Below are 24,637 nucleotides of genomic sequence, written 5' to 3' on the forward strand. Positions count from 1 at the left end.
CGCGATCGTGGGTTTACTTGGTGTCCTGAACAGCCTTCACCAGACGCTGCAGATCAGGCGTCGTGATGAACTTGGCATAGACCGGTGCCATCGCGGTCTTGAACGAGGCCTTGTCCACGTCCGTCACGATTTGCGCACCAGCCTTGGTCACGATGGCCAAAGCCTTGGCTTCCTGCTCATCCCACTTCTGACGTTGGAACGTCACCGATTCCTTGGCCGCAGCACGGAACATGGCTTGGTCGGCTGGCGACAGCTTGTCAAACACGGCCTTGGACATCACCAGCATTTCGGGCGCCATGGAGTGTTCGGTGCGCGAGTACACCTTGACGGCTTCGTAGTGCTGGAAACCTTCGTACGAAGGGATGTTGTTTTCAGCAGCGTCGATCAGGCCGGTCTTCAGCGCGGTCAGCACTTCACCGGTGGGCATTGGCGTGGCGTTGGCGCCCATGGCACCGACCAGCGAAACCCACAGTTCAGACTGCTGCACGCGGATCTTCAGGCCCTTTGCATCGGCGATGGTACGCACAGGCTTCTTCGCGTAGATGGAACGTGCGCCGCTGTCATAGAAGGCCAAGCCCACGAGGCCTTGGCTCTCACAACCCTTCAGGATTTCTTCGCCGATAGCGCCATCCAAGGTCTTGCGCATGTGCGAGATCGAGTCGAACAGGAAGGGCATGGTCGGCACCAGGCTCTTCGGGCAGATCGAGTTCAGCGAGCTGATGTTGACGCGGTTCAGATCGAGTGCGCCGATCTTCACCTGGTCCAGCGTTTCTTTCTCGGAGCCCAGGGCGCTCTTGTTGAACACCTTGATGGTGAACTTGCCGCCGCTCTGCTTGGAGAGGACCTCACTCATGTGCTTGACCGCAGCGACCGTTGGATAGTCGTCGCTGTTGTGAACGTCTGCCGAGCGCAACTCGACGGCCTGCGCCGACATGCACAAGCTGGCCAGCACGCCAGCTGCGACTGTGGCAACGCGGAACGAAAAACGGTTAAAAGATTTCATGAATGAGCCTCCGACTTATAGTTAAAAAATGCTCTGTTAGAGCGACAAGGGAAAACGCGAAAACACTGGTTCGGCCAAGCCTCTCACTCCTGGCTCCAGTGCAAAAACAGCCCCGTTGAGTCCCGGCGCATCGGCTGCCACGGTGCCGGGCAGGATGGACGTGACGTACAACACATCTAGGTTCGGGCCACCAAAGGCGCACATCGATGGCTTGGCCACCGGCACCTCCAGCGACTTCACCAGGCGGCCTTGTGGATCGAAGCGGTGCACCTTTCCGGCGTCATTTCCGCAAATCCAGTAGTGACCTTCCGCGTCCACGGCCGCGCCATCGGGGCGGCCTGGCAGGTTGGTCATATCGACAAATTCTTTCGGGTCGGCCAGCTTGCCGTGCTCGGCATCAAACTCAAACGCCCAGATGCGTTGCACGCTGGGGTGTGAGTCAGACATGTAAGCCGTCTTGCCATCTGGGCTGAAAGCCAGGCCGTTGGGCGTGATGATGTCTTGCACGTGGGCGGCGCTCAAGCCGTTTTCATCGAAGCAGTACAACGCACCCAGAGGCGAGGCCTTGCCCATGTCCATCACCATGGTGCTGATCCAAAAGCGGCCCTGCGCATCGCAGCGGCCGTCGTTGAAACGCATGCCTTCGGCGAGGTGTTTGATGGGCGCCAGCAGCTTCACACGCACTTCGGGTGCGGCCAGCAACTCGACGGAAAACACCCCCGTTTCCATGGCAGCGATCACCACGCGGTTGCCCCCCTTGTCGGCCGTCAGGGCGATGCAGCCCACGCGCTCAGGCAAGGCCCAGCTTTGCACAGCGTCAGAGGCAGCATCCCAGCGGCGGATGAAGCGGCCTTCGATGTCGACCCAGAACAGCGCTTGGCCGACGGGGTCCCACACCGGGCATTCACCCACGCGGTCACGCGTGTTGCTGATCACGGGCGCATTGCTCATGGCTGGTAAGGACCTTGCACCACAAAACCACCGCCGTGCGAGGTGTGCGCGGGATTCTTCAAATCAGGAGCACTGGTTTGCGCGTAGATTTCTTCGCGGAACTGTTCCGAGCTGTCTTGCGGCACATAACCCACGTGTTTGGCGCGGCTGTTGTCCCACCAGGTGACGGCGTTGTTCGACATGCCGAAGATGATGCTGTGGTTGAGCACGGGCGTGGTCAGGCAGGCGGTGACCAAGCGGTGCAGGTCGCCGTAGCTCAGCCAGGTAGCCAACATGCGGCGGTCGCGTGGCTTGGGGAACGAAGAACCGATGCGCACGCAGGCGGTTTCGATGCCGTAGCGCTCGAAGTAGAACTTCGATAGGTCTTCACCAAAGGCTTTGCTCAGGCCGTAGAAGCTGTCGGGACGCGGAGGCGCGTCAGCGTCAATGGTTTCGCCCTGGCTGTAGAAACCAACCACATGGTTGGAGCTGGCGAACACGATGCGCTTTACACCAAAGCGGCGTGCGGCTTCGTACAAGTTGTACAGGCCCAGGATGTTGGCCTGCATGATGGGCAGGAACGGGCCATCAACCGAGATGCCACCCAGGTGCACGATAGCGTCCACGCCCTGCACCATCGCATCTACAGCAGCAGCGTCGGCCAGGTCGGCCAACATCACTTCTTCGTTGGCACCAGCGGGGCCAAAGTCAGCAATATCAGACAGGCGCAGCGTATTGCAGTTTTGCTTGAGGCTTTCGCGCAGCACTTTGCCCAGGCCACCTGCGGCACCGGTCAACAAGATTTTTTCGTGCACTTTCAGGGTCATGTTTACTTCTCTCGAGGGGATAAAGGATGGGTTACGCCGGCAACAACGCAGCATGAAGCGCGCGTTCATCCGATTAACACATCAGTCGTACGTTGTCTGATGACTTCAAATTTTCAGGATTTGGCGTCGCATTGTCAAGGGGTTTTTCACTGAGGTTTACCCGCGCAAAGCCATGTCATTTTGGCGTCATTCGCCTGAAGCCCTAGCAAAAGAGCCCCATAGAATCGCCGACGCCCGAGTCTCTCATCCCATTCGCAACAAAGTATTACGGGTAAACCCGTTATGGCACTTTGAAGTTAAGTTATAGGATGACTGATAAATGAAATTCTCTCGGCAATTCGACATGTTGACCTCACGCCCATGCCCTCAGGGCATTAGCGGCAAACCCGGCCAACACCTCCCCGTTTCCCATCAGGCTCTTCCAAAGCCATCACCGGGCACAGCTATGGGCAATTAAAAACTCCCATCGCTGGCCATCCCTCGACGCTCAAACCCATACATAACAAGGAGCTCAACCATGCGTAAACTCAACCGCACCATCCTTAGCCTCATCGCAGCTGCGGCCGTCTGTGCCATCAGCGGCCAAGCCTCTGCGCGGACATTCCGTTCGGCAGACGTCCACTCCAAGGACTTCCCCACCAATATGGCGGTGAAGTACATGGGCGACGAACTCAACAAAGCCACCGGCGGCAAAGACACCATCAAGGTCTTTGGCGACAGCTCGCTGGGCTCTGAAAAGGACACCGTCGAACAGGTCAAGATCGGCGCCATCGACATGGTGCGCGTGAGCCTGGCGTCGTTCAACGGCATCGTGCCGGAATCGATGGTGCCATCGTTCCCGTTCATCTTCCGTGACCTGGAGCACTTCCGCAAAGCCATCTACGGCGCTGAAGGCGACAAGATCCTGGCCGCTTTTGACAAAGCCGGTTTCGTGGGCCTGGCCATGTACGAGAGCGGTTCGCGCTCGATGTACGCCAAGAAGCCGATCAAGACCGTGGCCGACATGAAGGGTCTGAAGATCCGCGTGCAGCCGTCTGACCTGGCCGTGGCCATGGTTGGCGCAATGGGCGCCTCTCCTGCCCCGATGCCGATGGCCGAGGTTTACTCTGGCCTGAAGACCGGCCTGGTGGATGCTGCTGAAAACAACATCCCTTCGTACGAAGAAGCCAAGCACTACGAATCCGCTGGTGTGTTCTCTGAAACCATGCACGTGATGACGCCCGAAGTGGTGGTGTTCTCCAAGAAGGTATGGGACACGTTGACGCCTGCCGAGCAAACCGCCCTGCGCAAGTCGGCCAAGGCATCGGTGGCCTACTACGTGACCCTGTGGGACGCCAAGGAAAAAGAAGCCAAGGCCGCTGTGCTGAAGGGTGGCGCGAAGATCGTCCCCGCCTCTGAAATCGACAAGGCCAGCTTCGTCAACGCCGAAAAGCCTGTCTGGGACAAATTTGCATCCACGCCTGAGCTGAAGTCGCTGGTGCAAGAGATCGTCAACGTCAAGTAAGCCGTCTCACCGCAATCAACCGCTTAGCCGCTTGCATGGTTCAGGGCCCCGCCCTGCACCATGCAGGCTGCTGAGCGTTGCGGTGTACCGGTGGGAAGTTACCCCATGGATCTTTTCAATTCAATCAACGAGCACCTGTCCAATTGGGTGCTGCGTGCGGCCAGCGCTTGCCTGGCGGCATTGGGCATCGTTGTCATCTACGGCGTGATCATGCGTTACGCCTTCAATGACGCACCACCCTACGTCGAACAAGTGGCCCTGTTGCTGGTGATCTCGGTCGCCATGTTTGGTGCCGCTGCCGGCGTGCATGACGCAGGCCACATCGGCCTGGACTCGGTGGTCAAGCTGCTGCCCGAAAAGGCGCAGTTCTTGTGCCTGGTTGTGGTGGAACTGCTGACCATCTCGTTTGCCGTCATCTTGCTGTGGGGCTGTGAACACATGGCCACATCGACACGCCACGACACCATTCCCACGCTGGGTATTTCAGAGGCCTGGCGCTACGTGCCGCCAATGATTGCGGGCGTCCTCATCATCCTGTTTTCAGTGAAGCACATGCTGGCACTGTTCACGAAAAAAACCCACGCCTGATCATGGAACTCGCTGTACTTTCCCTGAGCTTCGCGCTCTTCCTGGCACTTGGGGTGCCGGTGGCGTTTGCCATTGGCCTGAGCTGCCTGGCCACCTTTGCCGTGGAAGGCCTGCCATTGGCCACCGCCATGCAGATGATGGTCTCCGGCATGAACGTGTTTTCGTTCCTGGCGATTCCGTTCTTCATCTTCTCGGGCGAGTTGATGCTGCACGGCGGCATTGCCGACAAGATTCTCGACTTCGCACGCAGCATGGTCGGCCACATGAAGGGCGGGCTGGGCCTGGCCAACGTGATGGCCAGCACGCTGTTCGGCGGTGTCTCCGGTTCGCCGATTGCCGACACCTCTGCCATGGGCGGCGTGATGATCCCGATCATGAAGCGAGAGGGCTACAGCGCCGACTACGCGGTGAACGTGACCACCCACGCCTCGCTCACCGGCGCACTGATGCCCACATCGCACAACATGATCATCTACGCGTTTGCAGCGCAAGCGGCGGCCGGCACCATCGGTGGCGACGTGATCCGTGGTGTGTCCATCGGCGACCTGATGTTCGCCGGCCTGGTGCCCGTGTTCTGGATCATGGTGTGCATGTTGATTGCCGCCTACTGGCAAGCCGTGCGCAACGGCTTCCCCAAGCGCGCCGACGGCTCTTCGATGCTGGAACGCTTCCCCGGCTGGAAGGCCGTGCTGACCACCTTCATCGCGGCGATTCCTGGCCTGATGGTGATCGTGGTCATCTTGGGCTGCGTGATGGGCGGTGTGACCACCGCCACCGAAGCCGCGGCCATTGCGGTGGCGTACTCGCTGTTCCTCACGGCCGTGATCTACCGCACCATGAGCAAGGAAAAGCTCATCAAGTCGCTGAAGAAGGCTTCCAAGACCACCGGCGTGATCTTGCTGCTGATCGGCGTGTCGAACATGCTGCGCTGGCAAATGGCCTACCTGGAAATTCCGGAAGCGATTGAAAGCGCGCTGATGCACGCCACGCAAACGCCATGGCTGATGTTGCTGTACATCAACATCATCCAGATCTTCTTGGGCATCTTCCTGGACATGGCCGCCCACATCTTGATCACCACCCCGCTGTTCCTGCCGCTGGCCATGCAAATGGACGTGGGCCCGGTGCAGTTCGGCATGATGCTGTTGCTCAACTGCGCGCTCGGTTTGGTGCACCCACCGGTAGGAACGGTGCAGTTTGTGGGGTGTGCCATTGGCAATATCTCGATTGGCGAGGCCACCAAAACAGCGTGGCCGTACTACCTGGCGATATGGATTGCGATCAACCTGGTCACCTATGTACCCGCGTTCTCCACTTGGCTGCCCTCGCTGATCACAGGACACCCTGTGCATTGACGCGACGCTCACCGTAGAAAGAAACAAAGTCCCAGCCCGGCCCCACCCCTCGCCGCCTGGGACTTTTTTACAAGCCAACCTCGCATCAACACCCGATTGAACCGTGAACATTCTGTTCAACAGCCTCTTACAACAAAGCCCCGCGCAGACTGGACTTTTGTTTCGGCTTTGCTACAGTGAACGCGTTACTGAGCACATCAGTCATACGTTGTCCGATAATAAAAACGAGTCCACCTCGCGACACATGCAAGCCTCTGATGGAATCTAACACCCACATTTCTCCCGCTGCACCGCTTGCAGGCACCGTTGTGCCCGCCGCTGCAGATGCCGGCCTGCCCCGCGCACGCCGCGCCCGTGGTTTGGTCTCCGAAGTTGTTGACAACCTGGCCGCCAGCATTCGCCAAGGCCAGTTGCAGCAAGGCGACAAACTGCCCACCGAAGCCGAAATCATGACGCGCTTCGACGTCAGCCGAACCGTGGTGCGCGAAGCCATTTCGCGCTTGCAAGCCTCCGGTCTAGTGGAGACGCGACACGGCATCGGCACCTTTGTGATTGCGCCGCCCGAGTCCGGCAACTTCAAGATCGCACCCGAAGACTTTGCCACCGTGGCCGACGTCATCGCGCTGCTGGAATTGCGCATCAGCCTGGAGACCGAGGCTGCCGGCCTGGCCGCGCAGCGCCGCACCCAAGCCAACCTGGTGCAACTGGAAGCCGCTCTGAAAGGCTTTCACGACGCCATCCAGAACGACCAGGATGCCGTGCCATCGGACTTCCAGTTCCACATGGAAGTGGCCCGCTCCACCGGCAACCAACACTTTGCCGACCTGATGACCTACCTGGGCACGATGATCATTCCGCGCACCCGTGTGAACACCTTGCAAAATGCACCAGAAGGCCGCCTGCAGTACCTGCTGCGCGTGCACGGCGAACACGAAAACATCTACGCCGCCATCCGCCAGCAAGACTCCGAATCGGCCCGCGCCGCCATGCGCACACACTTGTCGAACAGCCGCGAACGGCTGCGTAAAAGCCAGCCGCCTGAAACCGTGCTGAAGGACTAAGCGAGCGCTTTCAGCCCACGCAGCGGCGACGCCGGTCGCCGCCATTCAAAAAGCCTGCCGTCACCCCAAAGCTCTTCGAGCGGTGGGTGACGGCAGGCTTTTTTCTTTGTCGCATCACGCGTTGTCATCGTCCCAAATCGGGTTTTCCCGCCCCCTGTCGTACGGCCAATAGTTGTACGATGACTTATCAAAAACATGCCAATACAAGCTTGCATTTGCGCTACTCATGCAAAGGGAATGTTGAGCATGCCGTCTTGTGGCCTCCGCCCCGCGCGAGGCGTTCTTTTGGATCTGCAAACCATCTCACCAGGGAAGAATCTTCATGGAAGACCTTAAAGGCAAAGTTGTACTCGTCACCGGCGCCAGCACTGGCATTGGGGCCGCCGTGGCCAAGGCCTTCGGCGCACGCGGCGCCAAAGTGGTGGTGCACTACAACCAGTCTGAAGCCGCCGCCACCGCCGTGGCCGCCGACATCCAGGCCGCAGGCGGCGAAGCCGTGACCGTGCAAGCCGATGTGCGCGATTCACAAGCCATCAAAAATGCTGTCGCCAAAAGCGTTGAGGCCTTTGGCCACATCGACGTGTTGATCAACAACGCTGGCGGCTTGGTGCAACGTGTGCCGATCGCCGAGATGACCGACGCGCTGTTCGACGACATTCTGCACATCAACGCCCTCTCCGCCCTGGCCTTCTGCCGCGAAGTGGTGCCGCTGATGCGTGCACGCGGCCAAGGCGGCAACATCATCAACGTGACCTCGGTGGCCGCGCGCCACGGCGGTGGCCCGGGCGCTTACCTGTACGCCGGCGCCAAGGGCTTTGTGAGCACGGCCACGCGTGGCCTGGCCAAAGAACTGGTGGGCGACAAGATCCGCGTCAACGCTGTTGCGCCGGGCGTGATCGTCACGCCGTTCCACGACCGTTATTCCACGCCTGCCATGTTGGAGTCGTTCAAGTCCGGCATTCCGATGGGCCGCCTGGGTGACGCGGATGAATGCACCGGCGCGTTCTTGTTCCTGGCGTCTGAAGTTTTGTCGAGTTATGTGACCGGGCAGATCATCGAAGTGAACGGCGGCCAATACATGCCATGAACTGTTGAACACCCCAAGCTTCGGCGCACTTCGTGTCGCTTCGCTAACCCCTTGCAGGGGCGACACCAGCGGCCTGGCAAAGCCAGTTCCGCGGTGTCCTCCGTTTCTGCAGAGCCCAGCCAATAGGGCTCGCAATTTTTAAATCCTATCCACTAACCGAGAGAGAGACATTTTGAAAGTTACCGTTCCACGCCTTGCGGCCGTTTTTGCCGCTGCCGCTCTGACCTTTGGTTTTGCTGCACCTGCTTCGGCGCAAACCGATTTTCCTAACCACCAGATCGAACTGGTCGTGCCTTACCAAGCCGGCGGCGGCACCGATGCACTGGCCCGCGCGTTTGGCGAAGCCAGCCGCAAGTACATCTCCCAACCGATTGTGGTGATCAACAAGCCCGGCGCGGGTGGCGCCATTGGTTGGAGCGAAGTCATCAACTCCAAGCCCGATGGCTACAAGCTTGCGGTGCTCACGGTGGAGCTGCTGACCTTGCCGCAATTGGGCCTGGCCAAGTTCAAGTACGACGATTTCCAACCGATTGCCCAACTCAACTCCGACCCGGCAGCCATCACCGTCAAGGCTGATGCACCCTGGAACACGATTGAAGAATTTCTCGCCGCTGCCAAGAAGGCTCCTGATACGGTGCGCGTGGGCAACTCCGGCAACGGCTCCATCTGGCACTTGGCCGCTGCTGCGCTGGGCGACAAGACCGGCACCAGCTTCAGCCACATTCCCTTCCAAGGTGCGGCTCCGGCCGTGTTGTCGCTGATGGGGGGGCACATCGACGCCGTCGCCGTGAGCCCAGCCGAAGTCTGGACCTATGTGCAAGCCGGCAAGCTCAAGACCTTGATGGTCATGGCCGACAAACGCCTCAAGGGTTACGAGAACGTGCCTACAGCCAAAGAGCGCGGCATCGACCTGAGCATTGGCACCTGGCGCGGCCTGGGCGCTCCAAAGAACACGCCACCAGAAGTGATGGCCAAGCTGCGCGATATGACCGCCAAGACCGCACAAGAGCCTTCGATGCGCGAAATGATGGACAAGCAGAACCTGGGCTTTGTCTACACCGACGGTGCCGCGTTCAAGGAAACGCTGGCCAAGGATAACGTCTACTTCGGCGAGCTGATCAAGAAACTGAACATCAAGCCCTGACTTTTTTGCACACCCCAGGCTTCGCGCACTGCGTGTCGCTGCTCCTTCCCCTTGCAGGGGCAACACCAGTGGCCTGGCAGAGCCAGTTCCACGGTGTTCGCGCGAGGGAACCGGGATGACCTAAACCGCAGCTAAAACTATCAAAAGAGTAGCTGCTCCCGCAGATGCATGAAGCGTCTGCGGGCATTTTTTCTTATAGACCTTTGCAGGAGACAAGCATGCAACGCCGCACCCTCATCCATACCGCTGTCGCCACATTGGCCGCAGCCGCCCTGCCCGTTTGGGCACAAGGCAACTGGCCTACGGGCAAGGCCATAACTTACCTGGTGCCGTTTCCTGCCGGTGGCACGACCGACGTGTTGGCGCGCTTGATCGCGCAGCAGCTCACCGGCACGCTGGGCACCTCGGTCATCATCGACAACAAAGGCGGCGCGGGTGGCAGCGTGGGCTCGGAGATCGCGGCGCGTGCAGCACCCGATGGCTACACCCTACTGGGCGGCACCATCAGCTCACACGCCATCAATGTCAGCCTGTACCCGAAGATTGGCTACGACCCAATCAAATCGTTCGCGCCCGTGACCCTCATCGGCACCAACCCGGTGGTGCTGGTGGTGAACCAGAACAGCCCGTACAAAACGCTCAAGGACGTGGTGAACGCGGCCAAGGCCAAGGCCTCGTCGGGGGGCTTGTCATCGGCATCGGCGGGCACCGGCACGTCGCAGCATTTGGCGCTGGAATTGATGGCCTACAAGTCGGGCGTGAAATTCACGCACATCCCCTACAAAGGCAGCGGCCCGGCGATTCAAGATGTGATTGGCGGCCAGGTCGACATGATGTTCGACACCACCGTGGTGGCCGGCCCGCACATCCAAAGCGGCAAGCTGCGCGCCATTGCGGTGACGTCGTCCAAACGTTTGGCGTCCATGCCCGACGTGCCCACCGTGGCCGAGTCTGGCGTGCCCGGTCTGCAAGACTTTGAAGTGGTATCGTGGCAAGCCATCTTTGTGCCGGCCAACACACCCGCGCCCATCATCGACAAGCTGCATGGCGAGATCCGCACCATCCTGGCCAAGCCAGACATGCAAGAGAAGTTGAAGAACTTTGGCATGGAGCCCGCCGACATGAGCACCACACAAATCGCCACGTTCCAAAAAGCCGAAGTCGAAAAATGGGCCCAGGTGATCAAGGCCGCGAACATCAAGGCAGACTAAGCGTTCGACAGACGCGCCCCAATGCAAAACGCGCCTCTAGGGGCGCGTTTTGCATTGGGGAACTAGTCCAGCGGGGTCACTCTTCGCTGGTCCACTCCACATTCACGCCCAGGCTGCGCAGGTTTTCCACGAAGTGCGGATGCGCGCGGCGAATCGGAGCGGCGTGGCGAATCTCGGAGCGGCCGTCGATGCTGGCCGCCACCATGAACAGCGCAATCGCCACGCGGATGATGTAAGGGCTCTCGACCACCGCTGGCGTGAGCGTATGGCCGCCGAAGGTGACGATGCGGTGCGGGTCGGACGCAAACACATGCGCGCCAAACTTCGACAACTCGCCAGTCCAGCCCAAGGCGCCGTCATACACCTTGTTCCAGAACATGGCGTTGCCCTCGGCACGCACGCCCAGCGCAATGAAGATGGGCAGCAGGTCGACCGGGAAATACGGCCACGGTGCGGCTTCCACCTTGGTCAGCACGTTGCTGGTGAAAGGTGTTTCCACCTTCAACGGGCCGTTGCGTGTGGCGCGCGACCAGCCATCTTCATGGGTGATTTGCACGCCAAACTTGGCAAAGGTACGGTCGATCAGCGGGAAGTTCTCGGGCGCGCTGTTGCGCACCACCACATCGCCACCGGTGATGGCACCCAGCGCCAGGAAGGTGGTGATCTCGTGGAAGTCTTCGTCAAAGCGAAACTCGCCGCCGCCTAAGGTCTGGCCGCCATGCACGGTGACGCGCGAGGTGCCCATGCCGTCAATGCGCGCACCCATCATCACCATGAAGCGGCAGAACTCCTGCACGTGCGGTTCGCACGCGGCGTTGGTCAGCGTGGAAGTGCCATGGGCGGCGGCGGCACACAGCACGAAGTTTTCGGTGGTGGTGACCGAAGCGTAATCCAGCCAGTGGTTGGCAGGGGTCAGCTTACCGTCGGTGCGCACAATCAACGAACCATCGGCGCGCTCGACCTGGCTGCCAAAACGGCGAAACACGTCGACGTGCGGATCGATCTCGCGCACGCCCAGGGTGCAGCCCTTCACGTTGTCCTCCAGGCGCGCCACGCCAAAGCGCGCCAGCAGCGGCGGCACCAGCATGATGGACGAACGCATCTCTTCAGGCAGGCGGTGCAGCGCGGCATCAAACGCCGTATCGCAGTGGTGCAGTTCCAGCGTGCTGGTGGCGTGGTCCATGTGCACATGGCTGCCCAGGGTGCGAAAGATCTCCAGGATTTTGCGCACGTCGGTGATGTCGGGCACCCCCAGCAGGCGCAACGGCTCGCGCGTGAGCAGCGTGGCGCACAGCACCGGCAACACTGCATTTTTATTGGCCGATGGGGTGACGCGGCCGCGAAGCGGCGTGCCGCCGTGAACGATGAGATTGGACATGTTGAGAAACCGGGAAAAGCGCGCAACCGATCGGGCGACGCTGAGGACAAAAAACAGGCGCCATTGTCCTCTTTCTACGCCGCCTACCTGTAACCAGTTTTACGCGATCGACCGACTTTTACGGCTCATCCCAGCGTTGCGGGAATGCATAGCACTGTTCGGGGCATTCCCTATATTTGATCAAATTATATGAATATTATTTGTCTAAAGCTCATTTAAATCTTATATTTGATCAAAAATAGAAACAAGAAAACGACGTGACCCCACCCAAACTCGACATCGGACAGCTGATCCGCGATGACATCCTGACAGGTGCATTGCGTTTTGGGGAGCGCATCACCATCGATGCGCTGGCCACGCGCTACGGCGTCAGCCACATGCCGGTGCGTGAAGCACTGCGCCAGTTGCACGGCGAAGGAATGGTGGTGATCGAGCCCAACCGTGGCGCCCACGTGCGCCACATCGATACCGCGTTTGTGGAGAACCTGTTCGAGATCCGCACCGCGCTGGAAGTGATGATGGTGCGCCGTGCAGCCTCGCGCTGCACACCCGAAGACGTGGCCGAGCTGCGCGCCATCGAAACCACGCTGGAGTGCCACGCGGCCAGCGGCGACTACGCGGGTGTGGTGGCACAAAACCACACCCTGCACCAAACCATCAACCGCTGCGCCCACAACCCCGAAGCGCTGCCCATCATCAATAAACACTGGATGCTGCTGGCCGCGCTGTGGCGCAACTTTGGCCACGGCCCCGAACGTTTTGCTGGCGTGGCCAACGACCACCAACACCTCATCAGCGCACTGGAAGCACACGACCAGGACGCCGCCAGCACGCTCATGGCTGCGCATGCCCACAAAGCCAAGCGGGAACTGCTGACACGCGTGAAAGCGTACCTGACCCCGACCACCCTCCACTCTTCCTGCTCACCTCACCACGCATGAGTTCCACATCCATCCCCCCTCTGAGGCAGGCCGTGCTGCATGCCACCCGCATCACACCCAAAACCGTCTGGTGTTTCCTGCAACTGCGCACCCACGATGGCTTGATCGGCGAAGGTGAGGCGACCCTCACAGGCCAAGAGAGTTCGCTGTTCGCTACAGCCGCGCGGCTATTCCCAGTCCTGCTACCGCAGGCCAACCCAGACCACCCAGGGGCTTTGGCCGCAGCCACCGTCCCCGCCAACCTGGCTGAAGCGGCAGTGGTCAGCGCCATTGATCAAGCCCTGTGGTCGTTGCACGCCCAAACGCAGCAAATGCCCTTGGCCCAGGCGTTGGCCACGCGCCTACTGCAACCGGGTGCGCTGCGCGAAACCTTTGGGGTGTACGCCAACATCAACCGGCGCACCGTCAACCGTACCCCCGAAGGCTTCGCGCAAAGCGCTGCCGTGGCCAAGGCAGCCGGATTCCATGCGTACAAGCTCGCACCGTTTGACGAGGTCAACGCGGCAATATGCGCGCAAGGACAAGGCGTGCACGCCATGCAGCAGGGCCTGGAACGCATAGCCGCAGTGCGCGCGGTCGTGGGTCCGCAAGCGCGCTTGATGGTGGATTGCCACTGGCGCTTCAACGAGGCGACGGCACACCAACTGAACGTGGCGGCGGCCGCCTTAGGCGTGTATTGGGTGGAATGCCCTCTGCTGGAAGTGCCTGAAAACATCCCCGCGCTGGTGCGACTGCGCACACAGGCCAACGCCCTCGGCATGCGCCTGGCCGGGCTGGAAGAGAACATTGGTTGGGAAAAGTTTCGCCCTTACTGCGAAGCCGGTGCCTACGACGTGGTCATGCCAGATGTGAAGTACATCGGAGGCATGGCTGAAATGCTGCGCCTGGCTACCCAATGCGAACGGCTGGGCGTGCAGGTGTCGCCTCACAACCCCAGCGGCCCGATTTGCCACGCGGCCAGCCAGCATTTGTCGTGCGTGCTGCCGGCTTTCGACATGCTGGAAATGCAGTTCGACGAAAGCCCCTTGTTCCAGCAGTTGGTGGTGCCGGCTTTCCCGGCCATCCAAAACGGTCACACCTCGTTGCCCACCGGTAACGGACTGGGTGTTCAGTTGCAAGCCTCGCTGCTGCAATCGCTGACCGAGCGCGTGCCCTTCTTGTGGGAAGCCTGACATGCAGCTTGATCAAATCCCCGTTGAAGTCATTGCCCCGGCCGGCCACATCCTGGCCGAAACCGCCACCTGGTGCAGTGCCACTGCGCAGTTGTGGTGGGTAGACATCCGCCGCCCCGAAGTCAAACGCTGGGACAGCCGCACCGGCCGCATTGACCACTGGCCAATGCCGGAACTCGCAGGCGCCGTGGTACTGGCCACTGGTGGCCGCGTGGTGGTGGCCTTGCGCGACCGGCTGGTCTGGCTCGACCCCGCCACGGGCAGCATCACCCCCTTGCGCACGCTCGAACAAGGGCTGCCCCACAACCGCTTGAACGAAGCCAAGGCCGACCGCCGAGGTCGCCTGTGGTGCGGCAGCATGTGGGACTTCGGCGAGCAAACCGCCGGCAGCCTTTACCGCGTGGATGCTGATGGCCGCGCCAGCACCGTGCGCACGGCGGTCAACATCCCCAACGGCATCGCTTTCTCGCCCGACGACCGCACCATGTATTTCGTCGACACCGCCACCGGCTGTATTGAAGCCGCACCTTACGACATCGGCACCGGCATGCCTGGCGTTTGGGCGCCACTGGTAATAGCTGGCACCGCGCCGGGCAAGTCTGACGGCAACACGGTGGACAGCGATGGCTGCATTTGGAGCGCGCGTTACGGCGCGGGTTGCGTGGCACGCTTCACGCCACAAGGCCAGTTGGATCGGCTGATCCAGCTGCCGGCTTCACAAACCACGTCGTGCACATTCGGCGGCCCAGGGTTGGACACCTTGTTCATCACCACCGCCTCGCAACGCCTGGACGCTGCCGCCCTGGCCACACAGCCACTGGCCGGTGCGGTGCTGGCCATTCGGCCCGGTGTGCGCGGTTTGCCCGAGCCTGTTTATGCAGGCACACCGGAGGGCGCACCACATGTCTAAGCCCATCTTGAAACGCGTGCAACGGTGGATCGAGCCATTGCTCGGCCTGGCTTGCGTGCTGCTGCTGTGGCAATGGATTGGCCTGCGCGCCCACAACAGCAACCTCGTGCCCATGCCGGCCGCCGTGTGGTCTGCGTTTGTCGGCATGCTCGACAGCGAGTTGCCGGTCGACATCGGCGCCAGCCTGTTGCACCTGGGCACGGGTTACAGCCTGGGCATCCTGGCAGGACTGGGCCTGGCCATGCTGGCCGCCAGCTCACGCTGGCTGGAAGCAGTGATCGACCCGTTCGCCGAATTCTTGCGCCCCATCGGCCCCATTGCCTGGATTCCGCTGGCCATCTTGGTGCTGGGCGTGGGCCGCGCGGTGCCAATCTTCCTGATCTTCTACGCGTCGATCTTCCCGATGTTTGTCAATGTGCTGGCCGGCATTCGACGTGTCGACCCAAAGCTGGTGCATGCCGCCACCTCACTGGGCGCTTCACGCAGCATGGTGGTCAGCCATGTGATCCTACCAGCCGTGGTGCCCAGCATCATCACCGGCGCGCGCCTGTCGCTGGGTGTGGCGTGGATGTCGCTCGTGGCCGGTGAGATTGTGGGCGGCGATGCCGGCATTGGTTGGCGCATTCTTTGGTACCAAGAGTTCTTTCAGATGGACCGCGTCATGGCGGGCATTCTGATCGTCGGTGTGCTCGGCCTGATGGCTGATGGGCTGCTGCGTTTTGTTCAACACCTTGTTCGCCGCTGGATGCCAGCGCACACCGCATCATGAGCTTGTTATCCAACCAAGCGTTGTCGCCGCGCACACGCCTCGCACTGCCCCTGGCGCTGCTCGCGGTGGTGCTGGTGTTGTGGGAAGCGGCCGTGCGTAGCGCCGCCGCACAAGGGCTGGTGCCGCTACCTTCGGGCGTGTGGCGCAGCGGTGTCGATCTGGTGACCAGCGGCGTGATCTTCCAAGCCATGGGCGGCAGCATCGTCCGCGTGTTGATTGGCTTTGCGGTGGGGGCCATCGTGGGCATTCCGCTCGGCCTGGCCATTGGCACCGTGCCGTTTCTTGACCGCGCCGTGCGCCCCGTGCTCGATGCGTTGCGCTCCATTGCACCCATCGCCTGGATTCCCATGGCCATCCTGTGGCTGGGCGTGCGCGGGGATGCGGCCCTGTTTGTGGTGGCGTATGCGGCGGTGTTTCCATTCATCGTCAACGCCAGCCAGGCCGCGCGTTTGGTAGATCGGCGCCTCACCTCGGCGGCGCGCGCACTCGGTGCGGGGCCGTGGGTGATGCTGCGCTCGGTGCTGCTACCCAGTTGCATGCCCATGATCTTCACCGGCGCACGCATTGCGCTGGCCTTTGCCTGGGCTTCCATCATAGCGGCCGAGCTGGCCATCGGCATCAAGGTCGCAGGCCAGGGCCGCAGCGTGGCCGGTATCGGCCAGGTGATGGTGGAGACGCTCTACGTCAAGCGCGACGTCGACGCCCTGGTGTTCTACATGTTGGTCATCGGGCTGGTAAGCCTGTTGATCGACGCAGGCTTGCGCCGCCTACAGGCCCGGGTGTTGCCCTGGAGCCCTCAATAAACAAGACCGTGCCTCACCGCATGGAACAGGAGCCCAACACCATGTCCCCCCAATCTCAGCAGCCGCCCATCGTCACCATTGCAGGTGTGGGCAAAACCTATATTTCGGCGCGCGACGGCCTCAAGGTCGAAGCGCTGGCCGGCATCAACTTCGACTTTCGCCCGGGTGAATTTGTCACCGTGGTCGGTCCCTCCGGCTGCGGCAAGTCCACACTGCTGTCGCTGATTGCCGGCTTCAACGCGCCCACCGTAGGTGACATCCGATTTGAAGGCAAGCCCATCACCGGCCCTGGCCCAGAGCGCGGTGTAATGTTTCAGGACTACGCCCTCTTCCCTTGGCGCACGGTGGCGCAGAACATCGAGTTTGGCCCGTTTGCGCGTGGTGTGGACGCGGCCACGCGCAAAGAGCAGGCGCGCAAGCTGATCGACGTGGTGGGCCTCAGCGGTTTTGAAGCGCGCTTTCCGCACGAACTGTCTGGTGGCATGCGCCAACGCTGCGCCCTCGCCCGCATGCTGGCCAACAGCCCACGCATGTGGCTGATGGATGAGCCCCTGGCCGCCGTCGACTTGCAAACCCGCACCATCTTGCAAGACGAGCTGTTGCGCCTGTGGGGAGATGGCGACACCGATCCAAATCGGCAACGCCCTACGGTGATGTTCGTCACCCACGGCATCGACGAAGCCGTACTGCTGGCCGACCGCATCCTGGTGCTCGGCCGCCGCCCTGGCCGCATCAAGGAAGTGGTGACCGTCGACCTGCCACGCCCGCGCGCGCAACTACGCGATTCACCCGAGATGGCCCGCTTGATGAGCCACGTGTGGAGCCTGATCCGAGACGAAGCAGCGCAGGCGATCACCGAAGAGACCAACTGAGTTCAACCCAAGCGCCCCAACGTCCACGACACCCACAACAACTTTCAGGAGATGCCCACATGACCCAAGTCAACCGCCGCGCCTTCATGGCCGCCACCACCGCCATCGCCACGCTGCCGATGTTCCAGGCCAGCCCCGCGCTGGCGCAAGCGCTCAAGCTCAGCATGGGCATTGGCCTGGCGACCGAAGCCGGTGCCATCACGCTGAAGATGCAGCAAGAAAAGCTGCTGGAACAAGCCGCCAAAGACCTGGGCTTGCCGGGCGTGGAAGCCGAGTACCTGTCGTTCCCCGTGCTGCTGCGCATGCTGCAAGGCATTGCCGCCGGTCAACTGCAGTTTGGCGCCTTGGGCTCCACACCTTGCATCCGCGCCTTGACCGGGCCAGACCCGGTAGTGCCCGTGGCCTTGGTGGGCGGCGGCAACCCGTTCCCTTTGCAAGTGCCCCCAAAGTCGGGCATCCACAACCTCGACGACCTGAAGGGTAAGACCGTTCTGACCATCGTCGGCTCCGATCTGCACCTGGTGCTGGCCCGCATGATGAAAGCGCACTTTGGTGTGGACGACCCGAAGGACGTCAACATCACCGTGCGCAACATCAACGCGCTCACCGAACTGGGCCGCGCGCAGCCGGGCATTGACGCCGTGGTCAGCGTAAGCCCCACTTCGGCCACGGCTGAACGCGCGGGCGACATGATCACCCTGGTGCGCAACAACGGCACCACAGGCGCGGCCTACGCCGGCCCAGAGGGCAAGGGCGAAGGCAAAGTGGTGGCTAGCTTCAAGAAGACGCCCTTCGCGCCCGAGGCCTACTACCCGCACCGCATCTGGCTGGTGGTGCAGCGCGAGTTCCTGGCGCAAAACCCCAAGGCCGTGACGGCCGTGCTCATCGCCAACCAGCGCGCGGTCGACATGCTGGCCAAGGGTGGCACCAGCGAAATCATCAAGATCGGCTCGCCCAACTGGGCTGGCAACCCGGTGTCGCAAGGCGACTGGATCGACAGCGTGTTGTGGCGCCGCCGTGGCTGGTCGTGGATCACCGAGGGCGATGCGCGCACGCTGGTCGGTTTGTCGACCACCAAGGCCATCTTCCAGAAAGAGCTGACTGCTGCCGACGCCAAGAAGATCTTCGCACTTGGCGCCGATGTGGCCCGCGCCGCGTACGAAGCCACGGGTGCCAAGCCAGCGCGTACAGTGTTCGACGATCAAAAATCCGACGTGCGTGGCAAACCGGCCTGGGAAGCCGCCAACTGGAACCTGGCCGCATGATCAGAAGCCTTTGCGCTCTACGCCGCCACACGGCGTTGAGGCCTCGCCCGTTCCGCTTCAAAAGGTGCCGCCATGGATGACGCAACTTCACTGGACAATGTCCGCCGCCTGGCGCAACGCTTTGCCATGACCGGGCGGCGGGCCCTGGTCACCGGCGGCAGCTTGTCGATTGGCCGCGCCATCGTGTTGGCGTTTGCCGATGCGGGCGCCGAGGTGGCCATTCAATACGCTGGGGCAGTAGACGGCGCGCTGCACAACGCAGGCGCGGCACAGTCCTTAGCGGCGGAACTGCAATCGCGCGGCACACGCCACTGCCTCATCGAATCCGACTTTGCCGTTCCTGGCGAGGGCACACGCACGGTGGCTGAAGCCGAGCGGCAATTGGGCGGTGTGGATGTGTTGGTGCTCTGCGCCTCGGTGCAGCAGCGCGAAGAATTCACCGCCATCACCGAAGCGCATCGCCTGCGGCAAACGCAAGTCAACTTTCACAGCAGCGTGGAGTTGCTGCAGGCCGCCGTGCCCGGCATGCAGGCGCGTGGCTGGGGTCGCATCCTGACTGTGGGCAGCGTCAACCAGACCAAGCCCGAGCCGCAGTTGGCCATCTACGCTGCGCTCAAAAGCGCGCAGCACAACCTGTGCATCAACCTGGCGCGGCAGTTGGCGCCCGAGGGCATCACGGTGAACAACCTGTCACCCGGCTTGGTCGCTACCGCACGCAACTCTTGGCGACGCGAAGACGCGACCGAGTGGGCCGACATCTCGCACCGGGCCAACCCCATGCATCGCGCGGGTGTGCCTGAAGAGATGGCTGGTGCGGCGTTGCTGTTGTGCTCGGACGCGGGAGCGTTTATCACGGGTGCCGATTTGCAGGCCACCGGCGGCGCGCACTTGTGAAGCGCTGGCGAACTGGGAAACTAACGTGTCGCTATATAAAACGTAGTCCTCCGCGCTTGTGTAGCGGGCGCTCGAGCCCCAAGAAGCTTAAAGCCCCTTTGGGGCGGTACCATGCCGCCATGAGCTCCCATTACGAATCCATCCAGCGCGCCGAATCCTTTACCGAAGCCTTCAACGTCGAGCCGCCCGCCGCCCTGGGCGAGCGCGACATGTGGCCGCGCATGTCGGGCTTTTGCATCCGGCCGGTGGCCGTGCCTGCCGATGCGCCACCTGATACCCCTCTCGGTCGCGCCCTGACGCCCGCCCAGTTTGGCTTGGTGCCGCACTGGGTCAAGTCCGCCTCCGACGGCAAACTGCGCGCACCCAAGCTGGTCAACGCCATCGCCGAGACCGCCAGCACCTCGAAAAACTTCCGCGATGCCTGGCTGCAAAACCAGCGCTGTATTGTGCCCATGCAAGCTTTTTGGGTGGACGACTGGCGCAGCGGCAAAGCCCTGCCCACACGCATCTCACGCGTCGATGGCAAACCCATGGCGGTGGCCGGGCTGTGGGCCAGTTGGAGCGGACCTGAAGGCGCCCCGCTGTTGAGCTTCACCCTATTGACCGTCAACGCCAACAACCACGCCCTGATGCGGCGCTACCGTCCTGCAGGCAACGACGTCAACATGCCGGTCATCCTGAACGAAGGCGCCGTGGATGCGTGGCTCACCGTGCGCATCGAGAAGGCCAAGGAATTCATGCGCCAGTACCCGGCCAACTGGCTGGCGGCCAACCCTTTGGAAACCAAGGCGGACAAGATTCCAAAGGGTTTGTTCTAAGCCTCGCTAGCTCAAGCCGGCGTCTTGTCCAAGCCCAGCAGGCGCACGGCGTTGTCTTTCAGGATGCCGGGCATCACTTCGGGCTTGAAGCCGGCGTCTTCAAAGTCTTTCATCCAGCGGTCTGGCGTGATCAGCGGAAAGTCGCTGCCAAACAAGATGCGGTCTTTGAGCAGCGTGTTGGCGTACTGCACCAGTTGCTTCGGAAAATACTTCGGGCTCCAGCCCGACAAGTCGATCCATACATTCGGCTTGTGTGTGGCCACGCTCAGGGCCTCGTCTTGCCACGGAAAGCTCGGGTGCGCCATCACGATCTGCATGTCAGGAAAATCAATCGCCACGTCATCCAGGTGCATGGGGTTGCTGTACTCCAGGCGCAAGCCGCCACCACAACGCATGCCGCTGCCAATGCCGCTGTGGCCGGTGTGGAAGATGGCAGGCAGCTTGTGCGCGTTGATCACCTCGTAGATCGGCCAGGCCATGCGGTCGTAAGGGTGGTAGCCCTGCACCGTGGGGTGGAACTTGAAGCCGCGCACGCCGTGCTCGGTGATCAGCCGCTCGGCCTCGCGTGCGCCCATCTTGCCTTTGTGCGGGTCGATGCTGCCAAAGGCGATCATCATGTCGCTGTTGTCGCGCGCGGCCTCAGCGATTTCTTCGTTCGGAATGCGGCGGCGACCGATCTGTGACTCGCTGTCCACGGTGAACATCACCAGGCCGATTTTGCGTTCGCGGTAGTAGGCAATCGTCTCGGGAATGGTGGGACGGCGGCTCGAGCGAAAGTACTTATCGGCGGCGCGGTCGTACTCTTCAGCGTAGTTGTCAAACGGGTTCCAGCAGCCCACTTCGGCGTGGGTGTGGATGTCAATCGCCACCAGGTTTTTGTAGTCCATAAAGTCTCCTCAAAAAGCAGGTTTCACCCGCTGCACAACCCCGTTGAGCCTCAGAATCGAGCGCGGGATAACCCCAATAAAAAACACAAAGCATTCGCTTGAATTGATTATGTTGCATAACCATAATCAACGCCAGAAAGAAACACACTGATGACCTCTAAAGATCTCCATTTCGAACTCCACGGCGACGAACAAGAAGTTGCCGTGGTGCGCCTGACGCGCGGTAAAAAGCGCAATGCATTGAACGACTGCCTCATTCTGGCCCTGCGCGACCAGTTCGATCAATTCCCCGCCAGCGTGCGTGCCGCCGTGATCGACGGCGAAGGCGAACACTTCTGCGCCGGCCTCGATTTAAGCGAACTCAAAGAGCGCGACGCCGGCCAAGGCCTGCACCATTCGCGCATGTGGCACAGCGCCCTGGAGCGCCTGCAGTTTGGCCCCGTGCCCGTGGTGGCAGCCTTGCACGGCGCGGTGGTCGGCGGCGGCCTGGAACTGGCCAGCGCCTGCCATATTCGTGTGGCCGATGAAACCACCTTCTACGCCCTGCCCGAAGGCTCGCGCGGCATTTTTGTGGGTGGCGGCGGCTCGGTGCGCATTCCCAAACTCATCGGCGTGGCGCGCATGACCGACATGATGATGACCGGCCGCGTCTACAACGCACAAGACGGCGAGCGCGCAGGTTTCGCGCAATACCTTGTACCCACCGGTACCGCGTTCGACAAGGCGCTGGAGTTGGCCAAACGCATCGCCACCAATGCACCGCTGACCAACTACGCGCTGATGCACGCCCTGCCACGCATCGCCGAGCAACCATCCGACCAGGGCTTGATGACCGAAGCCCTGATGGCCGCCATCGCCCAAAGCGCCCCCGAAGCCAAAGACCGCGTGCGAGCCTTCTTGGACGGCCGCGCCGCCAAGGTGAGCAAGTCATGAGCAGCGCAGCCGGTCAGATCAAATACCGTCCGCTGACGTTCGGCGTGACACGCGGCGTGGTGCGCGAAGGCGCGCCCGGCGTGCGTTACCTGCGGGCCGACGCTAGGCTGCAGCCGTTTGTTGAACGCATGACCGACCGGCTGCACCACTGGGCCGCCACGCAGCCCGACCAGACCTTCATCGCGCGCCGCGAACGCTTGGCCGACGGCGGCACCGGCGACTGGGTGCGCGTGAGCTACGCCCAGGCCCTGCAGAGCGCCCGCAGCATTGCCCAGGCATTGCTCGACCGTGGCCTGAGTGCCGAGCGCCCTGTGGCCATCCTCAGCGAAAACAGCATTGAGCACGCGTTGATGGCGTTGGGCTGCTTGATCGCCGGGGTACCTTACTGCCCTGTCTCGCCTGCCTACTCCACGGTGAGCCAGGACTTTGAAAAACTGCGCCACGTTTTTGCTGCATTGACGCCAGGCCTGGTGTTTGCCGCCGATGCGCAACGTTACGGCCGCGCCATCACACAAGCGGTGCCAGCCGATGCAGAAGTGGTGCTCGGAGAAGGTGTGATCGAAGGCCGCGCCAGCACGGCATTTGATGCCTTGTTGCACACGCCCGCCACCGCAGCCGTAGACGCCGCGATGGCCGCCACCGGCCCCGACACCATCACCAAGTTTCTGTTCACCTCGGGCTCGACCAAGCTGCCCAAGGCGGTGATCAACACACACCGCATGTGGTGCGCCAACCAAGAGCAATTGCGCCACTGCATTCCGGCGCTGGGTGACGAGCCACCGGTGTTGATCGACTGGCTGCCCTGGAACCATACCTTTGGTGGCAACCACAACGTGGGCATCGTGCTCGACAACGGCGGCACGCTCTACATCGACGACGGCAAACCCACGCCCGGCGGCATGGCCGAGACCTTGCGCAACCTGCGCGAAATCGCCCCCACGGTCTACTTCAACGTGCCCACGGGCTTCGAGGCGATTGCGCTGGCGATGGAAACCGATGCCGTGCTGCGCCGCAACCTGCTGTCGCGCGTGAAGATGTTCTTCTACGCCGGCGCCGCCTTGGCCCAACCCGTATGGGACAGCCTGCACCGCACACAAGAGGCCGAAGTGGGCGAACGCATCGTCATGGGCACCGGCTTGGGCATGACCGAGTCCGGCCCGTTTGCGCTCTACATCACCGGCCCTGAAGTGCAGTCTGGTGACCTGGGTTTGCCGGCACCGGGCATCGAACTCAAGCTAGTCGACATCGATGGCAAGACCGAAGTGCGCTACCGCGGCCCCAACATCACGCCCGGTTACTGGCGCAACCCCGAAGCCACGGCCGAAGCGTTTGACGAAGAAGGTTTCTTCAGCACCGGTGATGCCGTGCGCTGGATCGACGAGCACAACATCCACCGTGGCCTGCGCTTTGACGGCCGCATTGCCGAAGACTTCAAACTCGCCACCGGCACCTTTGTGAGCGTGGGCCCGCTGCGCGCCAAGATCACCACCGCAGGCGCACCCTATGTGCAAGACGTGGTGCTCACCGGCATCAACCTCAAGGAAGTGGGCGCGCTGATTTTCCCCACACAGAAAGTGCGCACGCTGGCGGGCTTGCCCAAAGACGCCTCGATGCGTGACGTGCTCGACAGCGCGCCGGTGCAAACCTTCTTCCAGGAGCTGCTCAACACGCTCTCGGCCAGCAGCACCGGCAGCGCCAACCGCATTGCGCGCGCGCATCTGGAAAGCGATGCCCCGTCGATCGACAAAGGCGAAGTGACCGACAAGGGCTCGATCAACCAGCGCGCCGTGCTGAAGCACCGCGATGGCACGGTGCAAGCGCTGCATGCCGACACCCTGCCCCACACGCTGAAACCTCAGAAAGCCGACGCATGAGCAACATGAGCACCGCCCCCCTCGACACCGTGCGCCGCTACCTCAAAGCCCTGCACGCCAGCGACACCTCCGCACTGGTGGCTAGCTTCGCACCCGATGGGGAAGTCATTTCGCCCTTCCTGGGCACCATGCTCGCGAGCGACTTCTTCCCCAAGCTGGCATCGGCCTCGTCGTGCAGCGTGATCACGCCTATCGACCTGTTTGCCAGCGTGGAACCCGCCACCAACGGCACCCGTGTGGCGGCGTACTTTCGCTACGACTGGACATTGAAGGATGGCAAGGTCGTCACCTTCACCTGTGTGGATGTTTTCGACTTCAAGCCCGGCAGCGACCGCATCAGCCTGATGACCATCGTCTACGACACCCACCCGCTGCGCGAAGAAGTGGGCGACAAATACGCCAACGCATAAA

24 protein-coding genes are annotated in these 24,637 nt (G+C 61.8%); 19 read left to right on the forward strand and 5 right to left on the reverse strand.

Annotation, left to right across the window (positions count from 1 at the left end; all coding sequences use genetic code 11):
- Positions 1 to 13: 13 nt before the first annotated feature.
- The 3 genes from ACPWMG_RS16905 to ACPWMG_RS16915 are packed head-to-tail and all read right to left on the reverse strand — an operon-like array spanning position 14 to position 2,760.
- Positions 14 to 1,003, reverse strand: a complete 990-nt coding sequence (locus tag ACPWMG_RS16905) for a TRAP transporter substrate-binding protein (RefSeq protein WP_483300640.1) — start codon at positions 1,001 to 1,003, stop codon at positions 14 to 16.
- Positions 1,004 to 1,039: 36 nt separating this feature from the next.
- Complete coding sequence (locus ACPWMG_RS16910) at positions 1,040 to 1,954, reverse strand: SMP-30/gluconolactonase/LRE family protein (RefSeq protein WP_483300641.1); 915 nt, start codon at positions 1,952 to 1,954, stop codon at positions 1,040 to 1,042.
- The gene (locus ACPWMG_RS16915; protein ID WP_483300642.1) at positions 1,951 to 2,760 is read right to left on the reverse strand and encodes an NAD-dependent epimerase/dehydratase family protein; all 810 of its coding nucleotides are present in this window, start codon (positions 2,758 to 2,760) and stop codon (positions 1,951 to 1,953) included. The genes ACPWMG_RS16910 and ACPWMG_RS16915 overlap by 4 nt, the downstream gene beginning before the upstream one ends.
- A 517-nt stretch (positions 2,761 to 3,277) precedes the next feature.
- On the opposite strand from ACPWMG_RS16915, the gene ACPWMG_RS16920 reads away from it, so the two are divergent.
- The 7 genes from ACPWMG_RS16920 to ACPWMG_RS16950 all read left to right on the forward strand — a co-directional run bounded on the left by ACPWMG_RS16920 (position 3,278) and on the right by ACPWMG_RS16950 (position 10,710).
- On the forward strand, positions 3,278 to 4,264 hold the full coding sequence (locus tag ACPWMG_RS16920) for a TRAP transporter substrate-binding protein (protein ID WP_483300643.1): 987 nt from the start codon (positions 3,278 to 3,280) through the stop codon (positions 4,262 to 4,264).
- Positions 4,265 to 4,369: 105 nt separating this feature from the next.
- Positions 4,370 to 4,852: a TRAP transporter small permease gene (locus ACPWMG_RS16925; RefSeq protein ID WP_483300644.1), complete on the forward strand. Its 483-nt coding sequence runs from the start codon at positions 4,370 to 4,372 to the stop codon at positions 4,850 to 4,852.
- Between the two features lie 2 nt (positions 4,853 to 4,854).
- The gene (locus ACPWMG_RS16930; RefSeq protein ID WP_483300645.1) at positions 4,855 to 6,207 is read left to right on the forward strand and encodes a TRAP transporter large permease; all 1,353 of its coding nucleotides are present in this window, start codon (positions 4,855 to 4,857) and stop codon (positions 6,205 to 6,207) included.
- A gap of 257 nt (positions 6,208 to 6,464) precedes the next feature.
- Complete coding sequence (locus tag ACPWMG_RS16935; protein ID WP_483300646.1) at positions 6,465 to 7,268, forward strand: FadR/GntR family transcriptional regulator; 804 nt, start codon at positions 6,465 to 6,467, stop codon at positions 7,266 to 7,268.
- 322 nt (positions 7,269 to 7,590) lie between these two features.
- Positions 7,591 to 8,355 carry an SDR family NAD(P)-dependent oxidoreductase gene (locus tag ACPWMG_RS16940; protein WP_483300647.1) on the forward strand — a complete coding sequence of 255 codons (765 nt, stop codon included), beginning with the start codon at positions 7,591 to 7,593 and terminating at the stop codon, positions 8,353 to 8,355.
- Positions 8,356 to 8,527: 172 nt separating this feature from the next.
- The gene (locus ACPWMG_RS16945; protein WP_483300648.1) at positions 8,528 to 9,499 is read left to right on the forward strand and encodes a Bug family tripartite tricarboxylate transporter substrate binding protein; all 972 of its coding nucleotides are present in this window, start codon (positions 8,528 to 8,530) and stop codon (positions 9,497 to 9,499) included.
- A gap of 218 nt (positions 9,500 to 9,717) precedes the next feature.
- Positions 9,718 to 10,710: a Bug family tripartite tricarboxylate transporter substrate binding protein gene (locus ACPWMG_RS16950; protein ID WP_483300650.1), complete on the forward strand. Its 993-nt coding sequence runs from the start codon at positions 9,718 to 9,720 to the stop codon at positions 10,708 to 10,710.
- A gap of 76 nt (positions 10,711 to 10,786) precedes the next feature.
- Here the strand turns inward: ACPWMG_RS16950 and ACPWMG_RS16955 are convergent, their stop codons facing one another.
- A complete protein-coding gene (locus ACPWMG_RS16955; protein ID WP_483300651.1) occupies positions 10,787 to 12,088 on the reverse strand; it encodes a UDP-N-acetylglucosamine 1-carboxyvinyltransferase in 1,302 nt (433 codons plus the stop codon).
- Between the two features lie 257 nt (positions 12,089 to 12,345).
- Here ACPWMG_RS16955 and ACPWMG_RS16960 point away from each other — a divergent pair, with 257 nt between their 5' ends.
- From ACPWMG_RS16960 to ACPWMG_RS17000, 9 genes are all read left to right on the forward strand, one after another.
- Positions 12,346 to 13,029 (forward strand): GntR family transcriptional regulator, encoded by a 684-nt coding sequence (locus ACPWMG_RS16960; RefSeq protein ID WP_483300652.1) that lies wholly within the window; start codon positions 12,346 to 12,348, stop codon positions 13,027 to 13,029.
- A complete protein-coding gene (locus ACPWMG_RS16965; protein WP_483300653.1) occupies positions 13,026 to 14,201 on the forward strand; it encodes a mandelate racemase/muconate lactonizing enzyme family protein in 1,176 nt (391 codons plus the stop codon). Before ACPWMG_RS16960 ends, ACPWMG_RS16965 begins: the two co-directional genes overlap by 4 nt.
- A gap of 1 nt (position 14,202) precedes the next feature.
- On the forward strand, positions 14,203 to 15,111 hold the full coding sequence (locus tag ACPWMG_RS16970; protein ID WP_483300654.1) for an SMP-30/gluconolactonase/LRE family protein: 909 nt from the start codon (positions 14,203 to 14,205) through the stop codon (positions 15,109 to 15,111).
- Complete coding sequence (locus tag ACPWMG_RS16975; protein WP_483300655.1) at positions 15,104 to 15,880, forward strand: ABC transporter permease; 777 nt, start codon at positions 15,104 to 15,106, stop codon at positions 15,878 to 15,880. The genes ACPWMG_RS16970 and ACPWMG_RS16975 overlap by 8 nt, the downstream gene beginning before the upstream one ends.
- Positions 15,877 to 16,683, forward strand: coding sequence for an ABC transporter permease (locus tag ACPWMG_RS16980; RefSeq protein ID WP_483300656.1), 807 nt, complete (start codon positions 15,877 to 15,879; stop codon positions 16,681 to 16,683). The genes ACPWMG_RS16975 and ACPWMG_RS16980 overlap by 4 nt, the downstream gene beginning before the upstream one ends.
- A 41-nt stretch (positions 16,684 to 16,724) precedes the next feature.
- Positions 16,725 to 17,555: an ABC transporter ATP-binding protein gene (locus ACPWMG_RS16985; RefSeq protein WP_483300657.1), complete on the forward strand. Its 831-nt coding sequence runs from the start codon at positions 16,725 to 16,727 to the stop codon at positions 17,553 to 17,555.
- A gap of 59 nt (positions 17,556 to 17,614) precedes the next feature.
- Positions 17,615 to 18,820 carry an ABC transporter substrate-binding protein gene (locus ACPWMG_RS16990; protein ID WP_483300658.1) on the forward strand — a complete coding sequence of 402 codons (1,206 nt, stop codon included), beginning with the start codon at positions 17,615 to 17,617 and terminating at the stop codon, positions 18,818 to 18,820.
- 72 nt (positions 18,821 to 18,892) lie between these two features.
- The gene (locus tag ACPWMG_RS16995; protein ID WP_483300659.1) at positions 18,893 to 19,714 is read left to right on the forward strand and encodes an SDR family NAD(P)-dependent oxidoreductase; all 822 of its coding nucleotides are present in this window, start codon (positions 18,893 to 18,895) and stop codon (positions 19,712 to 19,714) included.
- A gap of 119 nt (positions 19,715 to 19,833) precedes the next feature.
- The gene (locus ACPWMG_RS17000; protein WP_483300660.1) at positions 19,834 to 20,532 is read left to right on the forward strand and encodes an SOS response-associated peptidase; all 699 of its coding nucleotides are present in this window, start codon (positions 19,834 to 19,836) and stop codon (positions 20,530 to 20,532) included.
- A gap of 11 nt (positions 20,533 to 20,543) precedes the next feature.
- Here ACPWMG_RS17000 and ACPWMG_RS17005 read toward each other — a convergent pair whose 3' ends face one another.
- Positions 20,544 to 21,419 (reverse strand): amidohydrolase family protein, encoded by an 876-nt coding sequence (locus ACPWMG_RS17005; RefSeq protein ID WP_483300661.1) that lies wholly within the window; start codon positions 21,417 to 21,419, stop codon positions 20,544 to 20,546.
- A 150-nt stretch (positions 21,420 to 21,569) separates the two neighbouring features.
- Here ACPWMG_RS17005 and ACPWMG_RS17010 point away from each other — a divergent pair, with 150 nt between their 5' ends.
- From ACPWMG_RS17010 to ACPWMG_RS17020, 3 genes are read left to right on the forward strand one after another with little or no spacing between them, the layout of a single operon-like run.
- Complete coding sequence (locus ACPWMG_RS17010) at positions 21,570 to 22,352, forward strand: crotonase/enoyl-CoA hydratase family protein (RefSeq protein ID WP_483300662.1); 783 nt, start codon at positions 21,570 to 21,572, stop codon at positions 22,350 to 22,352.
- Complete coding sequence (locus ACPWMG_RS17015; RefSeq protein WP_483300663.1) at positions 22,349 to 24,226, forward strand: feruloyl-CoA synthase; 1,878 nt, start codon at positions 22,349 to 22,351, stop codon at positions 24,224 to 24,226. Before ACPWMG_RS17010 ends, ACPWMG_RS17015 begins: the two co-directional genes overlap by 4 nt.
- A gap of 5 nt (positions 24,227 to 24,231) precedes the next feature.
- The gene (locus tag ACPWMG_RS17020; RefSeq protein ID WP_483300664.1) at positions 24,232 to 24,636 is read left to right on the forward strand and encodes a nuclear transport factor 2 family protein; all 405 of its coding nucleotides are present in this window, start codon (positions 24,232 to 24,234) and stop codon (positions 24,634 to 24,636) included.
- Position 24,637 lies beyond the last annotated feature (1 nt).

Source organism: Hydrophilobacter chitinilyticus, from assembly GCF_049860745.1.
Taxonomy (GTDB): Bacteria; Pseudomonadota; Gammaproteobacteria; order Burkholderiales; family Burkholderiaceae_C; genus Rhodoferax_B.